18 protein-coding genes are annotated in these 23,274 nt (G+C 69.0%); 7 read left to right on the top strand and 11 right to left on the bottom strand.

Annotated elements, in window-relative coordinates; genetic code table 11:
• The 4 genes from JWP60_RS11280 to JWP60_RS11295 all read right to left on the bottom strand — a co-directional run.
• Positions 1-1,010 (bottom strand): biotin carboxylase N-terminal domain-containing protein (locus JWP60_RS11280; protein ID WP_299790734.1); only part of this gene is annotated, 1,010 nt, incomplete at its 3' end.
• Between the two features lie 3 nt (positions 1,011-1,013).
• On the bottom strand, positions 1,014-1,469 hold the full coding sequence (accB, locus tag JWP60_RS11285) for an acetyl-CoA carboxylase biotin carboxyl carrier protein (protein WP_299790737.1): 456 nt from the start codon (positions 1,467-1,469) through the stop codon (positions 1,014-1,016).
• Positions 1,470-1,619: 150 nt separating this feature from the next.
• Positions 1,620-2,201: a TlpA disulfide reductase family protein gene (locus JWP60_RS11290; protein ID WP_299790740.1), complete on the bottom strand. Its 582-nt coding sequence runs from the start codon at positions 2,199-2,201 to the stop codon at positions 1,620-1,622.
• Positions 2,194-2,790, bottom strand: a complete 597-nt coding sequence (locus JWP60_RS11295; RefSeq protein WP_299790743.1) for a hypothetical protein — start codon at positions 2,788-2,790, stop codon at positions 2,194-2,196. Before JWP60_RS11295 ends, JWP60_RS11290 begins: the two co-directional genes overlap by 8 nt.
• Positions 2,791-2,880: 90 nt before the next feature.
• On the opposite strand from JWP60_RS11295, the gene mpl reads away from it, so the two are divergent.
• Complete coding sequence (gene mpl / locus JWP60_RS11300; protein ID WP_299790746.1) at positions 2,881-4,266, top strand: UDP-N-acetylmuramate:L-alanyl-gamma-D-glutamyl-meso-diaminopimelate ligase; 1,386 nt, start codon at positions 2,881-2,883, stop codon at positions 4,264-4,266.
• On the opposite strand, the gene JWP60_RS11305 is transcribed toward mpl, so the two are convergent.
• From JWP60_RS11305 to tldD, 4 genes are all read right to left on the bottom strand, one after another.
• Positions 4,263-5,300, bottom strand: a complete 1,038-nt coding sequence (locus JWP60_RS11305) for a hypothetical protein (RefSeq protein ID WP_299790749.1) — start codon at positions 5,298-5,300, stop codon at positions 4,263-4,265. The two genes, mpl and JWP60_RS11305, sit on opposite strands and share 4 nt — an antisense overlap.
• An 83-nt stretch (positions 5,301-5,383) precedes the next feature.
• Positions 5,384-6,523, bottom strand: coding sequence for a 3-deoxy-7-phosphoheptulonate synthase (locus JWP60_RS11310; protein WP_299790752.1), 1,140 nt, complete (start codon positions 6,521-6,523; stop codon positions 5,384-5,386).
• Between the two features lie 252 nt (positions 6,524-6,775).
• Positions 6,776-7,357: a hypothetical protein gene (locus JWP60_RS11315; RefSeq protein ID WP_299790755.1), complete on the bottom strand. Its 582-nt coding sequence runs from the start codon at positions 7,355-7,357 to the stop codon at positions 6,776-6,778.
• A 97-nt stretch (positions 7,358-7,454) separates the two neighbouring features.
• Positions 7,455-8,915, bottom strand: coding sequence for a metalloprotease TldD (gene tldD / locus JWP60_RS11320; RefSeq protein WP_299790758.1), 1,461 nt, complete (start codon positions 8,913-8,915; stop codon positions 7,455-7,457).
• Positions 8,916-9,089: 174 nt separating this feature from the next.
• On the opposite strand from tldD, the gene JWP60_RS11325 reads away from it, so the two are divergent.
• From JWP60_RS11325 to JWP60_RS11335, 3 genes are read left to right on the top strand one after another with little or no spacing between them, the layout of a single operon-like run.
• A complete protein-coding gene (locus tag JWP60_RS11325; RefSeq protein WP_299790761.1) occupies positions 9,090-10,841 on the top strand; it encodes a hybrid sensor histidine kinase/response regulator in 1,752 nt (583 codons plus the stop codon).
• Positions 10,841-14,656 carry a GMC family oxidoreductase N-terminal domain-containing protein gene (locus JWP60_RS11330; protein WP_299790764.1) on the top strand — a complete coding sequence of 1,272 codons (3,816 nt, stop codon included), beginning with the start codon at positions 10,841-10,843 and terminating at the stop codon, positions 14,654-14,656. The genes JWP60_RS11325 and JWP60_RS11330 overlap by 1 nt, the downstream gene beginning before the upstream one ends.
• Positions 14,653-16,158 (top strand): alkaline phosphatase D family protein, encoded by a 1,506-nt coding sequence (locus JWP60_RS11335; RefSeq protein ID WP_299790767.1) that lies wholly within the window; start codon positions 14,653-14,655, stop codon positions 16,156-16,158. Before JWP60_RS11330 ends, JWP60_RS11335 begins: the two co-directional genes overlap by 4 nt.
• A gap of 2 nt (positions 16,159-16,160) precedes the next feature.
• On the opposite strand, the gene JWP60_RS11340 is transcribed toward JWP60_RS11335, so the two are convergent.
• Both JWP60_RS11340 and rodA read right to left on the bottom strand, forming a co-directional pair.
• The gene (locus JWP60_RS11340) at positions 16,161-16,781 is read right to left on the bottom strand and encodes a response regulator transcription factor (protein ID WP_299790770.1); all 621 of its coding nucleotides are present in this window, start codon (positions 16,779-16,781) and stop codon (positions 16,161-16,163) included.
• Positions 16,782-16,830: 49 nt separating this feature from the next.
• Entirely contained in the window at positions 16,831-17,985 is a 1,155-nt protein-coding gene (gene rodA, locus JWP60_RS11345; protein WP_299790773.1) for a rod shape-determining protein RodA, read from the bottom strand.
• A gap of 85 nt (positions 17,986-18,070) precedes the next feature.
• Between rodA and JWP60_RS11350 the strand changes: the two genes are divergently transcribed.
• The gene (locus JWP60_RS11350; RefSeq protein WP_299790776.1) at positions 18,071-18,745 is read left to right on the top strand and encodes a response regulator transcription factor; all 675 of its coding nucleotides are present in this window, start codon (positions 18,071-18,073) and stop codon (positions 18,743-18,745) included.
• Positions 18,746-18,755: 10 nt separating this feature from the next.
• Here JWP60_RS11350 and JWP60_RS11355 read toward each other — a convergent pair whose 3' ends face one another.
• Positions 18,756-20,519, bottom strand: coding sequence for a hybrid sensor histidine kinase/response regulator (locus JWP60_RS11355; protein ID WP_299790779.1), 1,764 nt, complete (start codon positions 20,517-20,519; stop codon positions 18,756-18,758).
• 64 nt (positions 20,520-20,583) lie between these two features.
• Between JWP60_RS11355 and JWP60_RS11360 the strand changes: the two genes are divergently transcribed.
• Together JWP60_RS11360 and JWP60_RS11365 are read left to right on the top strand one after the other, a co-directional pair.
• Positions 20,584-21,168, top strand: coding sequence for a YqiA/YcfP family alpha/beta fold hydrolase (locus JWP60_RS11360; protein WP_299790782.1), 585 nt, complete (start codon positions 20,584-20,586; stop codon positions 21,166-21,168).
• 42 nt (positions 21,169-21,210) lie between these two features.
• On the top strand, positions 21,211-23,274 hold the full coding sequence (locus tag JWP60_RS11365) for an RNB domain-containing ribonuclease (protein ID WP_299790785.1): 2,064 nt from the start codon (positions 21,211-21,213) through the stop codon (positions 23,272-23,274).

The raw sequence follows: 23,274 nt of genomic DNA on the forward strand, positions 1-23,274 counted from the left end.
CACTCGATCGCGTGGCCCCGGATCTGCACATCGCTCTGCACGTACGGCAGGCGCTCGCCCGCGGCAATCAGCAACTGGGCCTTCACGAGATCAATGCCGGTGATCAGCTCCGTGACCGGATGCTCAACCTGGATGCGCGTGTTCATTTCGATGAAGTAGAACTCGCCATCCTCGAAGAGAAACTCCAGCGTGCCGGCACTTCTATAACCCACCGCCTTGCACGCCTCGACACACCGATCGCCCATGATCCGCCGCTGGCGCGCCGTCATCCCCGGCGCCGGGGCCTCCTCGATGACTTTCTGGTGGCGGCGCTGCATGGAGCAGTCGCGCTCGCCCAGGTAGACCGCGCTCTTGTGCTTGTCGGCGAGGATCTGGATCTCGATGTGGCGTGGGTTCTGGAGGAACTTCTCCATGTACACGGCCGGATTGCCGAAGGCCGCCTGGGCCTCCGCCTTGGTCATCGTCACCGAGTTGATCAGCGCAGCCTCGGTGTGCACCACGCGCATGCCGCGCCCGCCACCGCCACCCGCCGCCTTGATGATCACCGGATAACCGACGGCCTTGGCGATGCGGCGGATTTCCGCGGGGCTGTCCGGCAGTTCGCCTTCGGAGCCCGGCACGCAGGGCACCCCCGCCTTGATCATCGACTGCTTGGCCGAGACCTTGTCGCCCATGATCCGGATGTTTTCCGGCGTCGGGCCGATGAACTGGAAGCCGCTCTTTTCGACCCGCTCGGCGAAATCGGCGTTCTCCGACAGAAAACCGTAGCCGGGGTGGATGGCCTCGGCGTCCGTCACTTCGGCCGCCGCGATGATGGCCGGCATGTTCAGGTAACTTTGGGCCGAAGCCGCCGGCCCGATGCAGACTGCTTCTTGGGCCAGCTTCACGTACTTGGCTTCGCGGTCGGCCTCGGAATAGACCATCACCGCCTTCACGCCCAGCTCGTTGCACGCCCGCTGGATCCGCAGCGCGATTTCGCCGCGGTTGGCGACCAGGATTTTCTTGAACATGCTTTATTCGATGACCAACAGCGGCTGACCGTATTCCACCGCCTGGCCGTTCTCGCAGAGGATCTGCGTGATCGTGCCGGCCTTGTCGGCCTCGATCTCGTTGAGGATCTTCATCGCCTCGATGATGCAGATCGTTTCGCCTTCCTTGACCTGGCTGCCCACTTCCACGAACGACTTCGCCCCCGGCGAGGCAGCGCGGTAGAAGGTGCCCACCATCGGCGACTTGACCTGATGGCCCTTGGGCACTTCGGGGGCGGCAGCCGCGGGTGCGGCGCCGGCGGCGGGCGCCAGTGCGGGTGCCGCGGCCATGGGCATCCCGGCCGGAGCGGCCATCGTCTGCATCACCGCGGGGCTGCCCTTCACGATGCGGACCTTGCCCTCCGCCTCGGTGATCTCCAGTTCGGACACGTTCGATTCCGACACCAGGTCGATCAGCGTCTTGAGTTTGCGCAAGTCCATGGGAGGTTCTCCTGCCTCATCTAAGAGCACGGGAATTTACAGCAAAATCCGCGTACTTCCGGCTTTTAGCGCAAACGAAAGCGTTTTCTCGCTGCGCGTAGGCGCGCAGGTGACCAGCGGGGGAAGGCGGGGCCGGCTGGCCCCGGGGTGTCAGGCGCCGCCGGACCAGGCTTTCAGGTCGGCATCGGTGACGCGGCCGATTCTACGCTGCACGATGCCGCCATCCGCCGCGATCGCCACCGAAAACGGCAGGCCGCCGGCGGTGTTGCCCATCGCGCGCGTGAGCTCGGTGCCTTCGAAGCCGGCCAGCCCGATCGGGAAGGTGACCGGTGTCTTCTGCAGGAAGGTGCGCACCGAGGTCGGCTGGTCGATCGCCAGCCCGACAATTTGAAAGCCTTTGGCGGCATGTTCGCGGTAGAAGGCGTCGAGCATCGGCATCTCCTGCACGCAGGGTGCGCACCACGTCGCCCAGAAGTTCACCAGCAGGGGCTTGCCGCGAAAGGAGGCGAGTGCGAGTGGGCTGCCGTCCGGGCTTGGCAGGGTGAGCCCCCACAGCTTGGCGGTGGCCGCCGCATCTTCGGGCGATGCGGCAGCGACCGGCGCGGCAACCTGGCGGTTGCGCCACCAGGCCACGCCGGCGCCAGCGGCTACGGCCGCCCCGGCAACGGAAGCAAGCAACCAGCGGCGCCGGTTGGCGGGCAGGGCCGTGGGGCCTGCGGCGAAGTCATTCATGTTCATCCTCCTCCAGCAAGGCGCGGACGGCGGCCAGATCGCCCCGGGGCGTGCGCCCCTTCGCGTCCGGCTTCAACGCGCCGCGCAGATCGTCATGGTCGTAGACCAGCAGATGGACTCCGACCGGCTCGCCCAGTTCCTGGCTCATGCTGCTCAGGCTCAGCGCTTCGACGGATTCTCCGTGGAAGCCGGAGACCGTGCGCGGCGTGTAGTCGACGCCGTGGTCGATCAGGGCGATCTCCGCCGACTTCGAGTCGTCGCAAAACAGCTGGATGTAAACGTCGGAGAGGCGGGTGGCGGTGCCGTGCCACACGGCGCCTGCGAGGTAGGGGCGGAACGGGACGAGGCGCTCCATCCAGGTCACGGCCAGCCGGCGCAGCGCCGCCAGTTCCGCCGGCTGGGTGTCGCCGCAGAAGATGTCGATGTATTCGCGCACGGCGTCTTCGACGGCATCGTTGGCGGGAAGGGCCGTGCGTTGCGGCAAGCGCAGTTGCTTGACGGCGCGGCGCTTGGCCGGACCGTATTCCAGGCCCTCTTCCACCACCAGGCGGGCGGCCGTCGCGGCGATCTCGGTCTGCAGGCTTTCCATATCGGGTGGATTCTGCATGGGAGTGCCCGTTCCCGCTGCGGAACACGGGGCGTTACGGCTGACCTGGCCGGCTCGCGATAATCCTTGCCCATGCACATCCACATCCTCGGCATCTGCGGCACGTTCATGGGAGGACTGGCCGCGCTCGCCCGCGAGGCGGGCCACCAGGTGACCGGCTGCGACGCCGGCGTCTATCCGCCCATGAGCGACCAGCTGCGCGGGCTGGGCATAGCCCTGATCGAGGGATTCGGCACCGAGCAGCTGGCCCTGAAGCCCGACGTGTGGGTCGTCGGCAACGTGGTGTCGCGCGCCCGGCAGGCCGATGGCACGCCGCGCTTTCCGCTGATGGAGGCCATCCTCGACCAGGGCCTGCGCTATACCAGCGGCCCGCAATGGCTGGCCGAGCACGTCCTGCAGGGGCGGCACGTGCTGGCCGTCGCCGGGACGCACGGCAAGACGACCACCACGTCGATGCTCGCCTGGATCCTCGAGCACGCGGGGCTGCAGCCCGGCTTCCTGGTCGGCGGCGTGCCGCTCAATTTCGGCGTATCGGCGCGAATGGGAAACACGGCGCGGCCCTTCACGCCCTTCGTGATCGAGGCGGACGAATACGACACGGCCTTCTTCGACAAGCGCAGCAAGTTCATCCACTATCGCCCCCGCACCGCGATCCTGAACAACCTGGAGTTCGACCACGCGGACATCTTCGACGACCTCGCGGCCATCGAACGCCAGTTCCATCACCTGGTGCGCACCATCCCGGCGACCGGCCGCGTCGTCACCAACGGCCTCGAGGAAAGCCTGGCGCGCGTGCTGCACCAGGGCTGCTGGAGCGAGGTGCGCAGCTTCGGATCCGCCGTGGCCGACTTCCGCGCCGAGGGTGAGCCGAACCGCTTCGACGTGCTGGAACAGGGACACCGCGTCGCGCAGGTGCACTGGGACGTGGGCGGCGTGCACAACCAGCTGAATGCGCTGGCCTCCATCGCCGCCGCGCAGCACGTCGGCGTGACGCCCGTGGTGGCGGCCACCGCGCTGCGCGAATTCCGCAACGTCAAGCGCCGCATGGAGGTGCGCGGCATTGCCAACGGGATCACCGTCTACGACGACTTCGCGCATCACCCCACCGCGATCCGCACGACCATCGACGGCCTGCGCCGCCAGGTCGGCACGCAGCGCATCCTGGCGGTGTTCGAGCCGCGCAGCAACACGATGAAGCTCGGGACGATGAAGGCGCAATTGCCCTGGAGCCTGGAGCAGGCGGACCTGTCCTTCTGCCACTCGGGGGGCCTGGGTTGGGACCCGTCCGACGCGCTGCGGCCGATGGGCGACAAGGCGCAGATCGCCGCGGACATTCCGGAACTGCTGCGGCAGGTGATCGCCGTCGCGCGGCCCGGCGACCACATCCTTTGCATGAGCAACGGCGGCTTCGGCAGCATCCACACCAAGCTGCTGGAGGCGCTCACCCCGGCAGCCTAGTGCTCCGGCAGCAGGCCCAGCGGCGCGGGCGCCGTCATGTCCAGCGCCGGCCGATGCGGCAGGTCGGAGGGACGCGGCGTCGAGTCCAGCACCGAGACATAGGCGCTCTGCTCGTGGACGATGGAGTCGCGGCTCGCGGTCGACGCGGGGGCGCCGCCCATCGCGCGCTTCGCGTTCGAGGTGATGGAACCGACGACGTACAGCGCCGACAGCACCCGGACCAGCGCCGATTCGCCGAGGCCCGTGGCCTGCTGCAGGCCCTTGAAGTTCATGCCCGGGTGCGCCAGCAGTTCGCGCATCAGCAGCAGGTGCGCGTCCTTCATCTGCCGCTGCGGCAAGCGCGGCGGACGGCGGAAGTACAGCGGCTGCGTGCGGTAGTGCGGCGGCAGCAGGTCGCGCTCGCTGCGCTGCGCGTACTGCCACATCAGCTGCGACACGCTGGCGCGCGGGTAGCTGGGCGGAATCAGCACGGCGCCGTGGTCGCGGATGCACCAGCTCGCCTCCTGGAAGTCGGCGGACGTGACGCCCGGCATCGTGCCCGCACCCAGCTTCAGGTCGACGACGGCCAGCAACTGGCTGCCACGCAGCACCTCCCAGGACCCGGACACCAGGCCGGGCTGGTGCTCGGCGATGCTCGAGGCAAGCGCGAACTGCGAGAGCATGGTCTGCAGCCAGTCGGCGAACTTGTGCAGCACGGCGACGGCAACCGGCCGCTCCTGCAGCGGGAAGGTGACCGCCGGCTTGAACCCCGGGGCCACGACCGGCTGCGTGAAGGCGACCGGGCGGTCGACATCGGCCAGCGCGAGCTGGACGGACCGGCCCGAAGGCACGGCCGGCTGCACGCGCAGATGGTCGTTGGCCATCAGCACCGTGCGGCTGCCTTCCAGCCACCAGGCGTCCGCTTCCGCGAAGCCTCCCAGCTCCCAACGGGCACGCGCGCTGGCCGCGGCTGCGGCCGCATCGGCCGCACTTTTCTGTTGCGCCTCGGTAAAACCGGCCAGTCCCAGGCGCAGAACGGGGACTTCGATCGTCATGCGTTTCCCTCCCCGGTCGACATGCCGAGCAGTGAAACAAATGTACTCTATAAGTTACTGAATGTAAACAGCCGCAGCATAGATCAGCGCTTCCTCCGTTGGGCCACTGCGCCCGACAGAACGTCGAGCAGGCCGAGCGATGCGTCCCAGCCGATGCAGGCGTCCGTGATGCTCTTGCCGTACTCCAGCGCCTGCGGCTGGTCCTTGCCCGGGGTGAATTTCTGGGCGCCGCCCACTAGGTGGCTTTCGACCATCAGGCCGAAGATGCTGCGCGAGCCGCCGGCGATCTGGCCCGCGATGTCGCGCGCCACGTCGATCTGCTTCTCGTGCTGCTTGCTGCTGTTGGCGTGGCTGCAGTCGACCATCAGCGTGGCCGGCAGCTTGGCCGCCTCGAGTTCGCGGCAGGCGACAGCGACGCTGGCGGCATCGTAGTTGGGGGCCTTGCCGCCCCGCAGGATGACGTGGCAGTCGCGGTTGCCGTTGGTCTGCACGATCGCCACCTGGCCGTTCTTGTGGACCGAGAGGAAGTGATGCGGCCGCGCAGCCGCCTGGATCGCATCGGTCGCGATCTTGATGTTGCCGTCGGTGCCGTTCTTGAAGCCGATGGGCGCCGACAGGCCCGAGGCCAGTTCGCGGTGCACCTGGCTCTCGGTGGTGCGCGCGCCGATCGCGCCCCACGAAATCAGGTCGCCGATGTACTGCGGCGAGATCACGTCCAGGAACTCGCTGCCCGCCGGCACGCCAATCCGGTTCAGCTCGATCAGCAACTGCCGCGCGATGCGCAGGCCTTCGTCGATGCGGTAGCTCTCGTCGAGGTAGGGATCGTTGATCAGGCCCTTCCAGCCCACGGTCGTGCGCGGCTTCTCGAAGTAGACGCGCATGACGATCTCCAGCGTGTCCGCGTACTTGGCGCGCGCTTCCTTGAGCTTGCGCGCGTAGTCGAGGGCCGCGTTCGGGTCGTGGATCGAGCAGGGGCCGATCACCACCAGCAGGCGGTCATCCTGGCCGGCGATGATGTCGTGGACCGCATGCCGCGTGCGGCTGATCAGCGCCTCCACGGCCGTGCCGCGAATCGGGAAGAAGCGGATCAGGTGTTCGGGCGGAGGAAGCACGGTGATGTCCTTGATGCGTTCGTCGTCGGTCTGGCTGGTCTTGTCGACGGGATGCGCATGCCAGGCATCGGGGCTTGCGGTGGGGGCAGTGGCGTTGGCAGTGGCGGACATGGACGGGCTTTCTCGATGGGGTGGGGTTTTGCGCGGGCCCAAGAAAAAACCGCCGGGGTTGCCGGCGGTTTTTCGAGGTTCCTTGCGTTTCTTGCGGGTACGCTCAGATCTCTCTTCCGCCGGGGGCGCTGGAGAACCAGAAGTAGCCAAAAAAGAAACCGCAGACAGGACGCATGAACGCGATTTAACACCGACCAGCGCGCGGCCGTCCAGCGTTTTCTGCAAAACCCCGTTGCTCTGCCGCCCAGGCTCCTACCGCCGCAGCTTCTGCCACCACTGCAGCACGCGCTTCAACTGCGGCGGCTCCAGTTCGCCCAACGCGGAGCCGGCTTCCTCGTGCTGTTCGCGCTGCAGCCACTGCTCGTACATGTCGATCAGCAGCATGCCCTCGCCGAGCGTGCGCCAAGCGATCAGGGCGAAGTCATCGGCCGTCACCGCCAGGTCCTCGTCCCAGGGCCCGGGGCGCAGCCACTGGCCGATCAGCACGCGGAAGTTGTTCAGCGCCTGCAGGTAGACCGCGTACTCGTAGAGGCCGCGCCAAGCGAGGCCGAGGTTCACCACCATGCCGCGGTGCTCGCGCAGGACGGTCAGCATGTCCATCAGCAGCGGCGCCGCGCGATCGCGGTGGCGGTCGACCTGCAACTGGGCGGCGATGACCTCGGCCTGCGCCGCCAGCGCCCCCATGCTCTCGGAGAACATGCGGCTGTCCTCGTCGGCCACCGCGCCGCGCAGGAAGTCGCTCAGCTCGCCGAAGGAATGGAGCGTCGGCAGGTCGGTGGCCTCGTCGACCGCCAGTCGCGAGGGGTGAACGAAGGGCTGGGTGACGGAGTTCATGGGCGGCCGATGGACCAGCCCAGTATCTCTTTAGCTCTACCGTGCGCCAGCCTCCCGGTTCCAGACGGCAGGCTGCAGCGGAAGAGCGGTCGCCTGCTCAGGCGGTGCCGCCCACCGTCAGGCCGTCGATGCGCAGGGTCGGCTGACCCACGCCCACGGGCACGCTCTGGCCTTCCTTGCCGCAGGTGCCGACGCCGGTGTCGAGCTTCATGTCGTTGCCGATCATGCTGACGCGGGTCAGCGCGTCCGGGCCGTTGCCGACGATGGTCGCACCCTTGACCGGGTAGAGGATCTTGCCGTTCTCGACCCAATAGGCCTCGCTGGCGGAGAACACGAACTTGCCGGAGGTGATGTCCACCTGGCCGCCGCCGAAGTTGGTGGCGTACAGCCCCTTCTCGATGCTGGCCACGATCTCCTGCGGATCCTTGTCGCCACCCAGCATGTAGGTGTTGGTCATGCGCGGCATCGGCACGTGCGCATAGCTCTCGCGGCGACCGTTGCCGGTGGGGGCGACGCCCATCAGGCGCGCGTTCATCGAATCCTGGATGTAGCCGCGCAGGATGCCGTCCTCGATCAGCACGTTGCGCTGGCTCGGGTTGCCTTCGTCGTCGACGTTGAGCGAGCCGCGGCGGTCGGCGATGGTGCCGTCGTCGAGCACGGTCACGCCGCGGGCGGCAACGCGCTGGCCCACGCGGCCGGAAAAGGCGCTCGATCCCTTGCGGTTGAAATCGCCCTCCAGGCCATGGCCCACGGCCTCGTGCAGCAGGATGCCGGGCCAACCGGGGCCAAGCACGACGGTCATGTTGCCGGCGGGAGCCGGGCGCGATTCCAGGTTGGTCAAGGCGGCCTTGACTGCATCGTCGACGTACTGCTGCAGGTGGGCGTCATCGAAGTAGCCCAGGCCGAGCCGGCCACCGCCGCCGCCGGAGCCGATCTCGCGGCGGCCGTTCTGCTCGGCGATCACGGTGATCGACATGCGCACCAGCGGCCGCACGTCGGCGGCCAGCGTGCCGTCGGCACGGGCGACCAGCACCACGTCGTATTCGCTCGCCAGGCCGGCCATCACCTGCGCCACGCGCGGGTCCTTGGCGCGGGCCATCTTCTCGATGCGCTCGAGCAGCTTCACCTTGGCGGTACTGTCCAGCGTGGCGATCGGATCCAGCCCCTGGTAGAGCGAGCGGCTGCCCGCCACCTGCTGCGCCGGCACCTTGGCCACTGCATTGCCCGAGGACGCCGCGATCGAGCGCACCGTGCGCGCCGCATCGAGCAGCGAGGCCTCGGAGATGTCGTCGGAATAGGCAAAGGCGGTCTTCTCGCCGCTGACCGCGCGCACACCCACGCCCTGGTCGATGCTGAAGCTGCCGGTCTTGACGATGCCCTCCTCCAGGCTCCAGCCCTCGCTGCGCGTGTACTGGAAGTAGAGGTCGGCGTCGTCCACGCGGTGGGCGCGGATCTCCGAGAGCGCGCGCGACAGGTGCGTTTCGTCCAGTCCGAAGGGTTCGAGCAGCAGCGCCCGGGCCGTGGCCAGGCGCTCGATGGTGGGTTCGCGGGAGATCATGATTCATTGTAGGCCGCACCCCTTGTCCCTGAGGGTCGGCGGATTGCGGCTGGCTCAGCCTGTGGAGTCCCCGCGGCTCGCACGGGCCCCACAGGGAGATTCCCCATTGAGGGCATGGTGAGTGCCGGCGCACGATGGGGCTGCCGCAGGGCGGCGGCACAGAGGGAGGCGAATGTGACGCAGACGACAGTGGCCACGGTGCCCCGCGAAGAGGTCCAGCAAAGATTGCTGGAGCTGCTGGCCGCGCAGAGCCGGCGCGTGCCGGTGGCCGTCGTCATCCTGCTGGTGGTGGTCGCCTTCATGGCCGCCCACCGCATGCCGCCCTGGATCCCCACCGTGTGGGCGCTCGGCGCCATCGGGGTCCTGCTGGTGCGCCGGCAGGTGCTGGGCCTGCTGCCGGCGCAGACCGACGTGAGCACCGAACGCCGCCTGCGCACCGCGGTGATCCTGAGCTGCATCAACGGCTGCACCCACGGCCTGACGCTGGCGGCCTTTCCCGTGCTGCAGGACACCGAGCGCATGTTCTTCACGCTGCTGGTGCTGGGCCTGTGCTCGGGCTCGGTCGCCACGACCGGCGGACACCGGCGCGTCTTCCTCGCGTACCTGCTGCCCGCGGCTGGCACGCTGCCGGTGTGGTGGGCCCTCAATCCGCGCGGGCCGACCGACTGGAGCGAGCTGTCGGTCGCGGTCCTGATCGCGATGTACCTGTGGCTGCTGGTGGGGCTGGCCGCAAACACCTGGCACAACTTCAGCGAGTCGGTGCAGATCCGCTTCCAGGACCGCGAGCTGACGGCACAGCTGCGCGACGCGCTGGCGCAGGCGAACCAGGCCAACCAGGCCAAGACGCGCTTCCTGGCCGCCGCCAGCCATGACCTGCGGCAGCCGCTGCACACCATCGGCCTGCTGGTGGCGGCGCTGTCGCTGCGGCCCATCGAGGGACGCGACCGCGAGGTGGTCGACCTGCTGAGTCAGGTGACGGTCGCCCTGTCGGAACAGCTCGATCAACTGCTGGATATCTCCAAGCTCGATGCCGGCGTGGTCGACCCCGATCGCAAGGTGGTGGACCTCGGCGAGATGCTGCGCATGCACCAGGCGGAGATGCGCGCGGCCATCGAGGAGAAGGGCCTGCGCACGGTCGTCGAGGCGCCGGCGGGCGTGCGCTGCTGGACGGACCCCGCCCTGCTGCTGCGCATCCTGCGCAACCTGACCGAGAACGCGATCAAGTTCACGCCGCAGGGGCACATCGCGCTGCGCCTGCGCGTCGAGCAGGGAAGCGCCTGCGTGTCGGTGCAAGACACCGGGCGCGGCATTCCCGAGAGCGAGCTGGCGATGGTGTTCGAGGAGTTCTATCAGGTCGACAACGCGGAGCGCGATCGCACCAAGGGGCTCGGCCTCGGCCTGTCGATCGTGCGGCGGCTGTGCGCCCTGCTCGGGATCACGTTGCAGCTCGAGTCGGTGCAAGGCCAGGGCACCACGATCACGCTGTCCGTGCCGCTCGAGGCCTACGACCCGCAGGCGATCGAGCCGCCGCAGCCGGTCATCGCCCGCAACTTCACGGGGCTGTCGGTGCTGGTGATCGACGACGAGCGCTCGGTGCGCATGGGCATGCGCGTGCTGCTGGAGGAGCTGGGTTGCCGCTATGCCGAAGCGGCCTCGGTCGAAGAGGCCACGCAGCAGGCGCGGGCCAGCAAGCCCGACGTCATCCTGGCCGACCTGCGGCTGCGCAATGGCGAGACCGGCCTCGTCGCGATCGCTAGCGTGATCGCCGCCGTCGGGCCCACGCCCGCCCTCCTGATCAGCGGCGACACCGCGCCCGATCGCCTGCAGGATGCCAACCGTGCCGGCATCAAGCTGCTGCACAAGCCGGTGTCGCTGCCCGTGCTGCGGGTCGAACTGGCGCGGCTGCTCGGCGAGCGGGTCGCCTGATGCACGCAGCGGCCAGCGGCAACGGGCCGGCCAGCCTGCGCCGGCTGTCGCAGGACTACACGGTGTTGCGGCGCGCCGCCGAAGGCGGTGCCGTGTGGGACGTGGTCATCGTCGGCAGCGGCTATGGCGGCGCCATGGCCGCGGCGGAACTCGCCGGGTTGCACGGCGAGAACGGCCAGCCGCTGTCGGTGTGCGTCCTCGAACGTGGCCGCGAATACGCGCCCGGCATGTTCGCCTCGAGCCTGGGCGAGCTGCCGGCGCACGTGCGCGCCCATCGCGGCACCCACGACGGCGCCATCGGCCGGCCCGAGGCCTTGCTGGACTTGCGCATCGGCGAGGACGTGACGGCCCTGGTCGCCAATGGCCTGGGTGGCGGTTCGCTGATCAATGCGGGGGTGATGGAAACCCCCGCGCCGGCCGACCGCCGCTGGCCCGAGGCGCTGCGCCGCGACCTCGACGATGCCGACTTCGATGCCGTGCGGCAGGCGCTCGGTGGCACCGGCAACCTGCAGGCCGCGGGCTTGCGCAAGACGCAGGCGCTCGAGCGACTGGCGCAGGGCAGCGGCTTGCCCTTCCGGTACGCGGCGGTCACGGTGCAGACGGACCCGCTGGACACCAGCATGCCGATCTGCACGCTTTGCGGCGACTGCATGACGGGCTGCAACGTCGGCGCCAAGAAATCGCTCGACACCACCCTGCTGGCGCGCGCGTGGGCCCAGGGGGCGCAGGTCTACACCGGTTGCAGCGTGCTGCGCGTCGAGCGCGCTTGCGACACCGACTCCTGGCTGGTGGAGACCGTCTACACCGATGGCTCCCTGCGCAAGCGGCACGCGCCCATGCCGCTGCGGGCGCGCAAGGTGATCCTGGCTGCGGGCACGCTGGGCAGCACGGAGATCCTGCTGCGATCGCGCTCGCCACAATTGCGGTTGTCCACGCGGCTGGGCGAGCGCTTTTCCTGCAACGGCGACAACCTCGTGGCGCTGCATGCGGGGCCACGCGCGGTCCACTGCAGCGACGAGGAGTTCCGCCCGTTCGGCGAACGCCGCGTCGGCCCCACCATCACCGGAATCGTCGAACTCGATGGCGCGCTGGTGGAGGAGTTCGCGGTGCCGGCATCGTTGAAGCGCCTGTTCGACGAGATGGTGACCAGCGCCCACCTGCTGCAGGGCCTCACGACCTGGCCCGTGCGGCCCTGGGCCAAGCGCGGCCGCGACAGCATGGCCGTGGACCCGGACGCGATGGAGAACACGCTGCTCGTGGGCCTGATAGGCCATGACGAATCCGCCGGCCGCATCGTGCTGAACCCCGTGACCAGCGGCGCCGACGACCAGCACGCCGAGGGCCGCGTGCACGTGGAGTGGCCGGACGTGCGCGCCTCGCCGCTGATGGACCATGCCTGGCGGCAGGCCGACGCCGCCTTCCGGCGCGGTGGCGAAGGCGCCTCCGTGCTGCCCAATCCCGTATGGCGGCCGGTGCCCGCCAGCCTCGATCCGCTGCTGCAAGGCAAAGGCGGGCCCGTGCTGACGGTGCATCCGCTCGGTGGCTGCGCGATGGCGGAGAGCGCCGACGAGGGGGTGGTGAACCACCTGGGCGAAGTGTTCGATCCGCAAGGCGGCGGGGTGCACGAAGGGCTCGTGGTACTCGATGGGTCCATCCTGCCGGGGTCGCTGGGCGTCAATCCGGCATTGACCATCGCGACGATCGCCCGCCGCTCGGCGCGCCGGCTGGCGGCGCAATGGGGGTGGCAGCGTCCGGCAACGGTTTCGCTGCGGGCAGTGCCGCCGCGTCCGATGTTCCGCGCGCCGGCCGACTGCACGCCGCGCCGGCCCGTACGCACCGAGGCGGAGATCGTCGAACGCCTGGCGGGCCCGGCCGGCCCCTGGTGGGTCGAGATGACGGTGTGCTACGAGCCCGTGGCGATTGCGGACCTCACCGCCAGCAGCACGCGTGAACTGCGGGTCGATCCCGCGCGCTCCTTCCTGCGCGTGTACGCCGGCGGACCGGCTGCGCATTGCGAGCTGATGACACTGCGCGAGAGCGAGCGTGACCAGCGTGCCTTGCACATCGCGCCGCTGGCTGGCCGGATGACGCTGATCGAGCCCGGCGCCGGCATCACCGCCATCAGCCACGCGGTGCGCGCCGGCACCGCCTGGCTCGTCAATCGCGGCACGCGCGAGCTGTGGGATCGCCTGATCGGCACCAGCAAGGCCAGCGCCCTGTCGGCCGCCAACTTCGCGGCCTCGGCCGCGCGGGCCGGCGAGATGCGGGTGTTCGACTACGCCCTCGAGGTCGGCGCGCCGGTCAAGCACGCGCATGCGTTCCTCGCCCGCCGCCTGCCCTCCGGCTTGCGGCTGGCGGGCAGCAAGCGACTGACCTACGGCCGCCGCAGCAATCCGTGGCGCCAGCTCACCGAGCTGCAGCTGGAAGGCTTTCCGGACAGCCCCGGCACGGCCACGCTCAAGCTCGATGGCCGCTTCCTCGCGCGCCAGGGCGTGCCGCTGCTGCGCATCACGAAACAGGAGAACCACGTGGTCGCGCTGGCGGAGTTCGCCTCCCTGGCGATGTGCTGGGCGAGGACCATGGTGAGCGTGCATGCCTGGTCGTTCCGCGCGCCGGACACCGCGCACCCGCGCGATTCGCACTTGCGGCCGCTGCCCATGGAGGGCGTGCCGCCGCCGCAGCAGCACCTGATCGTCGTCGAAGTGCGGCCCCCCGCCGCGCCCGTGCAGGTGCTCCTGACCCACTACCCCAACCCGGGCCGGCGTCCGATTGCCCTGGTGCACGGCTACAGCGCGAGCGGCACCACCTTCACGCACCATGCGATCCCGCAGCCGCTGGCGCGCTACCTCTGGCAGCGCGGGCACGACGTCTGGGTGCTGGACCTGCGCACGAGCGCCGGCATGGCCACGGCGACCCTGCCCTGGCGTTTCGAGGACGCCGCCTTCGTCGACCTGCCGGCGGCGATCTCCTTCATCCGCGAACGCACCGGCCAGACCGTGGACGTGTTCGCCCACTGCATCGGGGCCGTGATGCTCAGCATGGCCTTGCTGGGGGACGCCGAGATGGTCTCGCGCTGGTACGGCGCCGACCTGGCCGACGGCTGGAACCGGTGGCCGCGCTGGGACGCCGAGCGCAATGCGCTAGCTGCGAACCTGGGGCGCATCGTGCTGTCGCAGAAGGGGCCCGTGCTGGTCTACAGCGACGGCAACGTGCTGCGTGCCTATTTCATGCGCCTGCTGCGGCGGGTGGCGCTGCCGGACAACTACCAGTTCCACATTCCCGCGGACCAGAACGCGGTGGCGGCATTGATGGATCGACTGCTCAGCACGCTGCCGTACCCGGAGATGGAGTTCCTGCGCGAGAACCCGCTGCTGCCCCCGTGGCGCCGCGCGCAATGGGCCGGCTTTCGCCATCGGATGGATGCGCTGTATGCACGCGACTTCAGCCTGGAACACATCACGCCAACGACGCTGGGCGCGATCGCGGACCTGTTCGGACCGCTCAATCTCGACACCGTGGCCCAGGCGATCCACTTCGCGCGGCTGAACACCATCACCGACCGCGCCGGTGCGCCCTTCGACACCAGCGGTGCGCGCCTGCGCGCGCGCTGGCCACGTGGCGGCACGCTCGCGATCCATGGGGCCGAGAACGGATTGGTCGACGTGCACACGGTGCACCTGCTCAGGCAGCAGATGGACTTTGCCGGCGTGCCGTTCCGCGAGTGCGTGATCCCGGGCTACGGCCACCAGGACTGCCTGATCGGCCGGCATGCGGCGCGCGACGTGTTCCCGCACGTGAGCGCCTTCCTCCAATGAGCAGGCCGGTCCTGTGGAAGCTGCCTTCGGTGACGCTCAAGCGCGTTGCGGGCGGCTGGCACGTCAAGTCGGAGCGCGGCTGGGGCGCGGCGCTGGCGCTGTTCGCACCGCTGCGCCGGCTCGGCGCCGAATGGGAGCTGGCCCTGCCCGAAGCGGGCACGTTCGACCTGACTCCGATCGACGACGACCACTGGCGCCCGGTGCCGCTGCCGGCCGCCCCCGCCGCTTCGCACTACCTCTGCCTGCTGCGCTACGACCAGCCGCTGGAGCGGCCTGAGCGCAGCGTCGCGCGCTATCGCTTCCTGCCGCCGCGCCACGTGCCGGTGCGCGCCGAGGCGGCGCACGCACAGGGCACCTGCGTGCATGGACATGAACTGCGCGCCGTGCTGGCGCAGGTGCGCGCGGATGTCGGCGAGCGATTTGCGAATTACGTGGTGACGGCTCCAGCGGCACCGACCCACGAGGGCGGCTTGCCCGACACCCTCTCCTTCGCCTTCGCAAGCTGCCAGTACCCCGCCGGCATGCTCGATCGCACGATCGCGCATGCGTCCTGGCGCGCGTTGGCCGCGCACGTGGCAGACAACCCGCAGCAGAGTCCCGAGCGCATCCTGCTGGTCGGGGACCAGGTGTACGTGGACGCCACCTACGGCCTGCTCGATCCGCTGCGGCCCGACGACAGCTTCCGGCTCGCGTACGAGGAGTTCGCCGACCGCGAAACCGGGCCGTTCGCGGAGTTGCCCCAGGACCTGATCGATCGCATGCGGCTGATGCCCGACGACCACGAGATCATCGACAACTGGGAGCCGGCCCCCGGCCGCGACAGCCGCTTCGAGCTGGCGATGGATGCCTTCTGGCAGTACCAGCGCCTGGGCGATCGCCGTCGCAGCGCGGTGCAGTTGCGCGACCACGGCCGCGGCTGGCGCCTCTTCATGGCGGACAGCCGCACGCAACGCGATCGTCGGGACAGCAGCAATGTCGCAAGCGCCACGATCCTGGGCGAGCGGCAGGCACGCCAGCTGGAACGCTGGCTGCGCTGCCTGCCGCCGCATGAACTGAAGATCGTCACGTCGGCGGCGATGCTGCTGCCGCGGACTCGTATCGACCTGGACGAGCCGCTCTACCTGGACAACTGGCAGGGCTATCCCGCTTCGCTGCACCGGCTGCTCGCTTTCCTGTGCGAACACGAAGCCGCCAACGTGGTGTTCCTCTCGGGCGACGCGCATCTCGCGTGCAGCGCGCAGATCACGGTGACGAGCGACCGCGGCCGCAGCGTGCGCTTCCAGTCGCACCACGCGCCGGCGCTGTATGCGCCTTATCCCTTTGCCAACGAGTCGCGCTGGAACCTGCTGCTGCAGGACGCCTTCACCTTCACGCATGCCGGCCGCGGCTACCGTTGCGCGGTCGACGCCGAGATCCTGGCGGATGGCGGCAACGGCTGCGGCTGGCTGGATGCCACCCGCAGCGGCGCGCACTGGCGCACGCAAGCGCGCGTGATCGCCTAGGTTTAGGAAATGCGCACGCCCTGTTCCGCGGCCATGTAGACGGCCTCCGTGCGGTTGCGCGTGCCGAGTTCCTGGTAGATCGCGCGCAGGTGGGTCTTGACGGTGCCGTCGCTGATCCCGAGCTCGCGCGCGATCAGCTTGTTGGAGTTGCCGCGCAAGGCGGCACGCAGCACGTCGGCCTGGCGTTCGGTGAGCTGCGGGAAGGCATCGCGCACGTCCCGCGTGTGGATCGGGGCGATGCCGCCGATAGGCAGGTACACGCCGCCGTCGGCGATCGTCCTGACGGCCGTCATCAGTTGCGCGGGCGGCGAGTCCTTGGGGATGAAGCCGGCGGCGCCGCCATCGACGGCCGATCGCACCAGCTGCGCGTCGCGGTCGCCCGAGAGCACCACCACCCGGGTGAGCGGCGCCGCTTCGCGCAGCGCCTCCAGCGCGCGAGCGCCTTCGAGGCCGTCCATGTGCCAGTCCATCAGGATCAGGTCGAACATCGCGCCGCGGGTGGCGGCCAGCGCCTCCTCGGCGGAGCCGGTGAGGGTCACCTCCATCGAGGCGTCGAGCTTTTCCAGCAGCAGCCGCAATCCCTCGCGGAAGAGGGAATGGTCGTCGCAGACGAGGACTCGCATCTCGGCCTCCTTATCGCACTGGATGGCCAAGGATAGCGGCAGACGGCCCTCAGGTCTGTACCAATCGCTTGGCCTTGGAGATCGACATCAGGATGCCCAGCCCCATCCCCAGGGTCACCATCGCCGTGCCCCCGTAGCTGATGAAGGGCAGCGGCACCCCCACCACCGGCAGGATGCCGCTCACCATGCCCATGTTCACGAAGGCATAGGTGAAGAAGATCATGGTCACGGCCCCCGCCAGCAGGCGCGAGAACAGCGACGGCGCCTCCAGGGCGATGGCCAGGCCGCGCAGCACCAGGAACAGGAAGCTGCAGATCAGAAACAGGTTCCCGAGCAGCCCGAACTCCTCGGAGTAGGCCGCGAAGATGAAGTCGGTGGTGCGCTCGGGGATGAACTCCAGGTGGGTCTGCGTGCCCTGCATGAAGCCCTTGCCGAACACCCCGCCCGAGCCGATGGCGATCATTCCCTGGATGATGTGGAAGCCCTTGCCCAGCGGGTCCTTGCTGGGATCGAGCAAGGTGCAGATGCGCTGCTGCTGGTAGTCGTGCAGGATCGGCCAGCGGAAGCCGTCGGCGCACAGCATGCCCTCGAAGGCGACGACCAGGCCGACGGCGATCAGCCCCAGCACCAGGGGTGGGACGATCAACTTCCACGACAATCCTGCAAAGAAGATCACGGCAAGGCCCGCCGCCAGCACCAGCAGGGCGGTGCCGAGGTCAGGCTGCTTGACGATCAGCCCGACCGGAAGCGCCAGCAGCAGCACGGCGACGATGAAGTCCAGGGGACGCAACTGGCCCTCGCGCTTCTGGAACCACCAGGCCAGCATCAACGGCATCGCGATCTTGAGGATCTCGCTCGGCTGGATCACCACCCCCACGTTCAACCAGCGCTTGGCGCCCTTCTTCGTGATACCGAAAACCGCGACGGCCACCAGCAATCCCACGCCGACCACGTACAGTGGCACGGCCAGGCTCATGAGGCGTTGCGGCGGAATCTGCGCCACCACGAACATGATGGTCCCGGCCAGCAGCATGTTGCGGCCGTGGTCGTAGAAGCGCGCCCCGTGGTCGTAGCCGGAGCTGTACATGGTCAACAAGCCGGCGCAGGCCAGCAGGAACACGGCAAAGGCAAGGGGTCCGTCGAAACCCTGGAGCAGCGGGATGGCCCGCTGGAGCAGCGACGGTCGATCGAAAACAGCAGCCATCCGGAATTATCGCCCGCCCCTCATCCGAATGGCCGTTGGCAGCGCCAACTCTCTTGCTAACATTCGGTAACCTTCTGCCCCAGCCATGAACATCCTCGTCGTCGACGACCATCCCCTTTACCGCAGCGGCGTTGCCTACACCCTGCAGAGCACGGGCATGGAAGTGACCGTCGTCGAATGCTCCTCGCTCGACGCCGCCTTCCAGCGCCTGGACGAAGGCCAGCAGGCCGACCTGATGATCCTGGACCTGCAGATGCCCGGATACAGCGGCCTCGACTCGGTACGCACCGTGCGCAATCGCCGGCCCGAACTGCCGGTGCTGGTGCTCTCGGGCACCGAGGATCCGGCCATCGTGCGCGAATGCATCGACCTCGGTGCCATCGGCTTCGTGCCCAAGTCGGCGCCGAGCGACCAGTTCCATGCCGCGCTCAAGCTCGTGCTCTCGGGCGGCGTCTACCTGCCCGCCACCAGCCTCAGCGTCGGCTCGCCCGCCAGCCGCGCCCAGCAGGATGCCTGGCGGCGCCTGGGCGCGCACCTGACCGAGCGCCAGCGCCAGGTGCTGCTGGGCATCGTGCAGGGCAAGCCAAACAAGGTGATCGCCCGCGACCTCGGCTTGTCCGATACGACGGTGAAGTCGCACGTGGCCCACATCCTGGATGCGCTGGTGGTGTCGAACCGCACCGAAGCGGTCTACGCACTGGCGCGCGCGGGCCTGAGCATCCGCGACCTGCAGACCTCGTCCTCCGACTCGGTGTTCTAGGCTCCCTGCCTTACTTGGGATCCGCGGGCTGCTGCGCGCACTGCAACGTGGCGCGCACGGCCTGCAGCAGCCGCTCCGGCGTGATCGGCTTCTGCAGCACCGGCAGCTTCAATCCGCGCTCGCCCAGGTCGATCTCGCCGGAGACGATCCAGGCCGGCACGTTGCCATAGGCAGCGCGTACCGCCTCGACGGCATCGGCGCCCGTGCCGTTCGCCAGCCGGAAGTCGGCCAGCATCAGGTCGGGCGCGCCGGCGGCATTGCGCAGCACTTCCATCAACTGCTCGATGGACGCGGCCTGCGCCACCCGGGCGCCCGCTTCCAGCAGCCATGCGCACAGCGCTTCGCGCGCGAGCCGGTCGTTCTCCACCACCGCCACCAGGCGTCCGCGCAGCAGGCTGTCGCCCGTGTCGATCGGCCGCGCATCCGCGCGCCCGCGGCTCACCGCGGACAGCGGCAGGTGCACGGTCACGCGGGTGCCCACGCCCGGCATCGATTCCAGGTGCAGGTCGACCTGCATCAGGTCCGCCATGTGGCGCGAGATCGCCAAGCCGAGGCCGATGCCCTCGGCCTCCGCCACGGCCGCCGAGCGGCCGCGGAAGAAGGCGTTGCAGGCCTGCGCCAGGTCTTCCGGCTCCATGCCCACCCCCTGGTCGGACACGCACAGCGTGGCGACGTCGCCGTCGCAGGTCACCTTCAGCTCGATCTCGCCGGTCAGCGAATACTTGAAGGCGTTGTCCAGGAAGTTGCGCAGCATGCGCTCCAGCAGCACGGGGTCGGCCGCCACCGTGCACGGGTGCTGCATCTCCAGGCGGAAGCGCAGCGCGCGCGCCGCGCACTTCTCGGCAAAGCCCGAGACGGCCGCGGCCACCAGCTGTTCGAGTTGCACCGGCTGCACCACGGCCTTCATCGTGCCGGCGTCGATCTGCGCAAAGTCCACCAGGTGGCGGAACATGCTGTCGATCGATTCGCCGGTGCGCACGATCTGCTGCGCCATCGCATCGCGCCGCGCGGGGTCGTTGGACTTGCGGAAGATGTCCGAGAGGAACAGCAGCGCCTGCACCGGCTGCCGCATGTCGTGGCTGGCGGCGCCGAGAAAGCGCGAGCGCGCCCGCTGCGCCTCCTCCTGGCTTTGCAGCGCGCGCCGCAGCTGCGTCACCAGCACGGCGTTCTGCTGCGCGGCCTCCACCAGGTCGCGCAACTGCGCCTGCACGATGCGCGCGAGCCGCACCAGCATGGGGCCGCCCAGGCACATGGCCACGCCGATCAGCAGCATCTCGCGCACGCTGGTGCGCTGCACCCAACCCAGGTACACGGTGATCATGCAGACGGTGAGATAGAGCGCATAGACCCTCGGCTGCACCGCAAGCACCGCCACGGCCACCGAGATCCAGCCGATGGCGACGATGGTCAGCACACCGAGGTCCGCGACCTCCAGCGCGGAGGAGAACAGCGGCACGGACAAGGCCAGCAGCCAGTTGCTGGCGGCCGTGACGTAGGCGATGTGGCGCAGCGTGGTTTCGTTGGTGCCTTCGCGTTCGAGCACCCGCCGGAAATAGGGCTGGCGCGCCAGCATCACGAGCACGAGCGGCAGGTACCAGGCAAGGTAATGCCACCAGCCGACCGCGGGAACGAAGACCGCCCCCAGGGTGCCGCCCATGAGAAGCGCGGTTCCGGCCCCCGCCCGGGTCTGGGCGAGGATCATGGCCACGCTGCGCTTGATTAACTCGGCGGAGGCGTCGCGCGCGCCAGCACCGGTTTCTTCTTGTTGTCCCAAGCACTTTCTCCAAGCGCGGAGTTTGGCCTAATTCCTAGAACGAAAGGGGCCTACCATCCGCGAGATGGACACCGGCCATCTCCTTTATTTGCATGGTTTTCGTTCTTCCCCGCAATCCTTCAAGGCCCGCCGCATGGCTGCCGAGGTGGCGCGGCGCCATCCGCAGGTGACCTGGGCCTGCCCGCAGTTGCCGCCCTCCCCGCGTGCCGCCGCTGCCCTGCTCGACCAGATCATCGCAGGGTGGCCGCGCGAGCGCATGGCCGTGGTGGGATCTTCGCTCGGCGGCTTCTACGCGACCTGGGTGGCGGAGGAGACCGGCTGCCGGGCCGTGCTGCTCAACCCGGCGATCGACCCGGCTCGCGATCTGGCGCGCCACATCGGCGAGCAGGCGGCCTGGCACGATCCGGCCGAGCACTTTTACTTCGCGCCGGAATACATAGAGGAATTGCGGGCGCTGCAGCGCGGCCCGATCGCGCAGCCCGAGCGCTATTTCGCCATCATCGCCAAGGGCGACGAGGTGCTGGACTGGCGCGAGATGGCCGGCCGCTATCCGGGCGCGCAGATCAAGCTGCTGGAGCACGGCGACCATGCCTTGTCCGACTTCGACCCGCACCTGGAGGACGTGCTCGCGTTCCTTCGGCTGGCCTGAGGGCTTGGGGGCGCACCGAGGCCGCATGGGACAATCGGGCCCATGTTCGTTCTGTTCGAAGATGCCGGCAAGTTCCTCGCCGGCCGGGTGCTGTCCGAGACGGACGCCTCGGCCCAGGTGGAGCTGGACAGCGGCAAGCGCGTCAAGGTCAAGTCGGGCAATGTGCTGCTCAAGTTCGAGAAGCCGCAACCGCAGGAGCTCCTGCGCGAGGCGCAGCAGCTTGCCGAGGGCATAGAGCTCGAGCTCGCCTGGGAATTCGCGCCGGAAGAGGAATTCGGCTTCGCCGAGCTCGCCCGCGAATACTTCAGCGCCCATGCCACCCTCGGCCAGCAGGCGGCGGCGCTGCTGCGCCTGTTCGAGGCGCCGCACTACTTCCGCCGCGCCGGCAAGGGGCGCTTTCGCAAGGCGCCGGCCGAGATCCTGCAACAGGCGCTGGTGGCCATCGAGAAGAAAAAGCAGGTGCAGGCGCAGATCGCCGCCTGGGCCGCGGAACTGGGCGCGGGCAGTTGCCCGCCGGCAATCCGCGAACAGCTGTACAAGATCCTGTTCAAGCCGGACAAGAACGCGCCGGAATACAAGGCGGTGGTCGAAGCCTCGCGCGCCACGCAGACCGCGCCACTGGCGCTGCTGCAGCAGGCCGGCGCCATCACCTCGCCCTACCAGTTTCACTGGAAACGCTTCCTGCTGGAATATTTTCCCAAGGGCACCGGCTTCCCGCCGCTGGCCGCGCCGGCGATCAAGGACGAACTGCCGCTGGCCAGCGTGCAGGCCTTCTCGGTCGATGACTCCAGCACCACCGAGATCGACGACGCGCTGTCCGTGCAAGGCCTCGGCAGCGGCACGGTGACCGTGGGCGTGCACATCGCCGCGCCGGGCCTTGCCATCCAGACCGGATCGCCGCTGGACCAGCTCGCGCGCACGCGCCTGTCCACGGTCTACATGCCGGGCCACAAGATCACGATGCTGCCGGACGACGTGGTGCAGGCGTACACGCTGATGGAAGGGCGCGACTGCCCCGCCGTGTCCCTGTACGTGCAGTTCGACGAGGCCACGCTGGAAGCGAAGGCCAGCGAGACGCGCCTGGAGCGCGTGCCGATCGCCGCCAACCTGCGGCACGACCAGCTCGATGTCCACCTGACCGAGGCGCTGCTGGAAGACGCCGCGCTGCCGGCGCAGGGCGTGCCCGAGACCGCCACGCGCTTCCGCGCGGAGCTGTCCTTCCTGTTCCGCCTGGCCCGGATGCTGAAGGCGCAGCGCGAAGTGATCCGCGGCAAGCCGGAAAACTTCAATCGCCCGGACTACAACTTCCGCGTGCCCAGCGCTGGCGAGGACGGCCCGCAGGGCGACGAGCCGGTGGAGATCGGCGTGCGCAGGCGCGGGGCGCCGCTGGACCTGATCGTGGCCGAGGCGATGATCCTGGCCAACAGCACCTGGGGCCTGTGGCTCGCGGAGATCGGCGTGCCCGGCATCTATCGCAGCCAGGCCAGCATGGCGCCGGGCGTGAAGGTGCGCATGGGCACCAAGGCCGCCCCGCATGCCGGCATCGGCGTGAAGGCCTACGCCTGGAGCACCTCGCCCCTGCGCCGCTACACCGACCTGGTCAACCAGTGGCAGATCATCGCCGCCGCGCGTCATGGCCGTACTGCGGCCCTGGCCGCGCCGTTCAAGCCCAAGGACGCGGAGCTGTTCTCGATCATCTCCAGCTTCGACGCCGCGTACGGCGCCTACAACGGCTACCAGGCCGGCATGGAGCGGTACTGGACGCTGAAGTACCTGCAGCAGCAGGGCATCCGCGAGCTGGAGGCCACCGTCTTCAAGGAAGGCCTGGCGCGCGCCGACACGCTGCCGCTGGTGCTGCCGGTGCTGGGCACGGGCGACCTGCCCCGCGGCGCGCGCGTGCGCCTGAAGCTGGGGGAGATCGACCTGATCACCCTCGACGTCACGGGCACGGTGCTGCAACGTCTGGATACGGCGCCGGAGGCGATGCCGTCGGATGCAGACGACAGCGACGAGGAAACCGTCGCCGGTCCGATTGCGATCGCCGTGGATGTCACCGACACTTCGGAGGACGAAGCGAAAGCGGCTCCCGCTGCCGCCGATAATTGA

The sequence above is a fragment of the Ramlibacter sp. genome (genome assembly GCF_028291745.1).
Classification (GTDB): domain Bacteria; phylum Pseudomonadota; class Gammaproteobacteria; order Burkholderiales; family Burkholderiaceae_C; genus Ramlibacter.

Excerpts from the sequence above, each read along its gene's own strand:
- accB (WP_299790737.1), bottom strand. The coding sequence starts at position 1,469 with ATGGACTTGCGCAAACTCAAGACGCTGATCGACCTGGTGTCGGAATCG.
- JWP60_RS11290 (WP_299790740.1), bottom strand. The coding sequence starts at position 2,201 with ATGAATGACTTCGCCGCAGGCCCCACGGCCCTGCCCGCCAACCGGCGC.
- JWP60_RS11295 (WP_299790743.1), bottom strand. The coding sequence starts at position 2,790 with ATGGAAAGCCTGCAGACCGAGATCGCCGCGACGGCCGCCCGCCTGGTG.
- mpl (WP_299790746.1), top strand. The coding sequence starts at position 2,881 with ATGCACATCCACATCCTCGGCATCTGCGGCACGTTCATGGGAGGACTG.
- JWP60_RS11305 (WP_299790749.1), bottom strand. The coding sequence starts at position 5,300 with ATGACGATCGAAGTCCCCGTTCTGCGCCTGGGACTGGCCGGTTTTACC.
- JWP60_RS11310 (WP_299790752.1), bottom strand. The coding sequence starts at position 6,523 with ATGTCCGCCACTGCCAACGCCACTGCCCCCACCGCAAGCCCCGATGCC.
- JWP60_RS11315 (WP_299790755.1), bottom strand. The coding sequence starts at position 7,357 with ATGAACTCCGTCACCCAGCCCTTCGTTCACCCCTCGCGACTGGCGGTC.
- tldD (WP_299790758.1), bottom strand. The coding sequence starts at position 8,915 with ATGATCTCCCGCGAACCCACCATCGAGCGCCTGGCCACGGCCCGGGCG.
- JWP60_RS11330 (WP_299790764.1), top strand. The coding sequence starts at position 10,841 with ATGCACGCAGCGGCCAGCGGCAACGGGCCGGCCAGCCTGCGCCGGCTG.
- JWP60_RS11335 (WP_299790767.1), top strand. The coding sequence starts at position 14,653 with ATGAGCAGGCCGGTCCTGTGGAAGCTGCCTTCGGTGACGCTCAAGCGC.
- JWP60_RS11340 (WP_299790770.1), bottom strand. The coding sequence starts at position 16,781 with ATGCGAGTCCTCGTCTGCGACGACCATTCCCTCTTCCGCGAGGGATTG.
- rodA (WP_299790773.1), bottom strand. The coding sequence starts at position 17,985 with ATGGCTGCTGTTTTCGATCGACCGTCGCTGCTCCAGCGGGCCATCCCG.
- JWP60_RS11350 (WP_299790776.1), top strand. The coding sequence starts at position 18,071 with ATGAACATCCTCGTCGTCGACGACCATCCCCTTTACCGCAGCGGCGTT.
- JWP60_RS11360 (WP_299790782.1), top strand. The coding sequence starts at position 20,584 with ATGGACACCGGCCATCTCCTTTATTTGCATGGTTTTCGTTCTTCCCCG.
- JWP60_RS11365 (WP_299790785.1), top strand. The coding sequence starts at position 21,211 with ATGTTCGTTCTGTTCGAAGATGCCGGCAAGTTCCTCGCCGGCCGGGTG.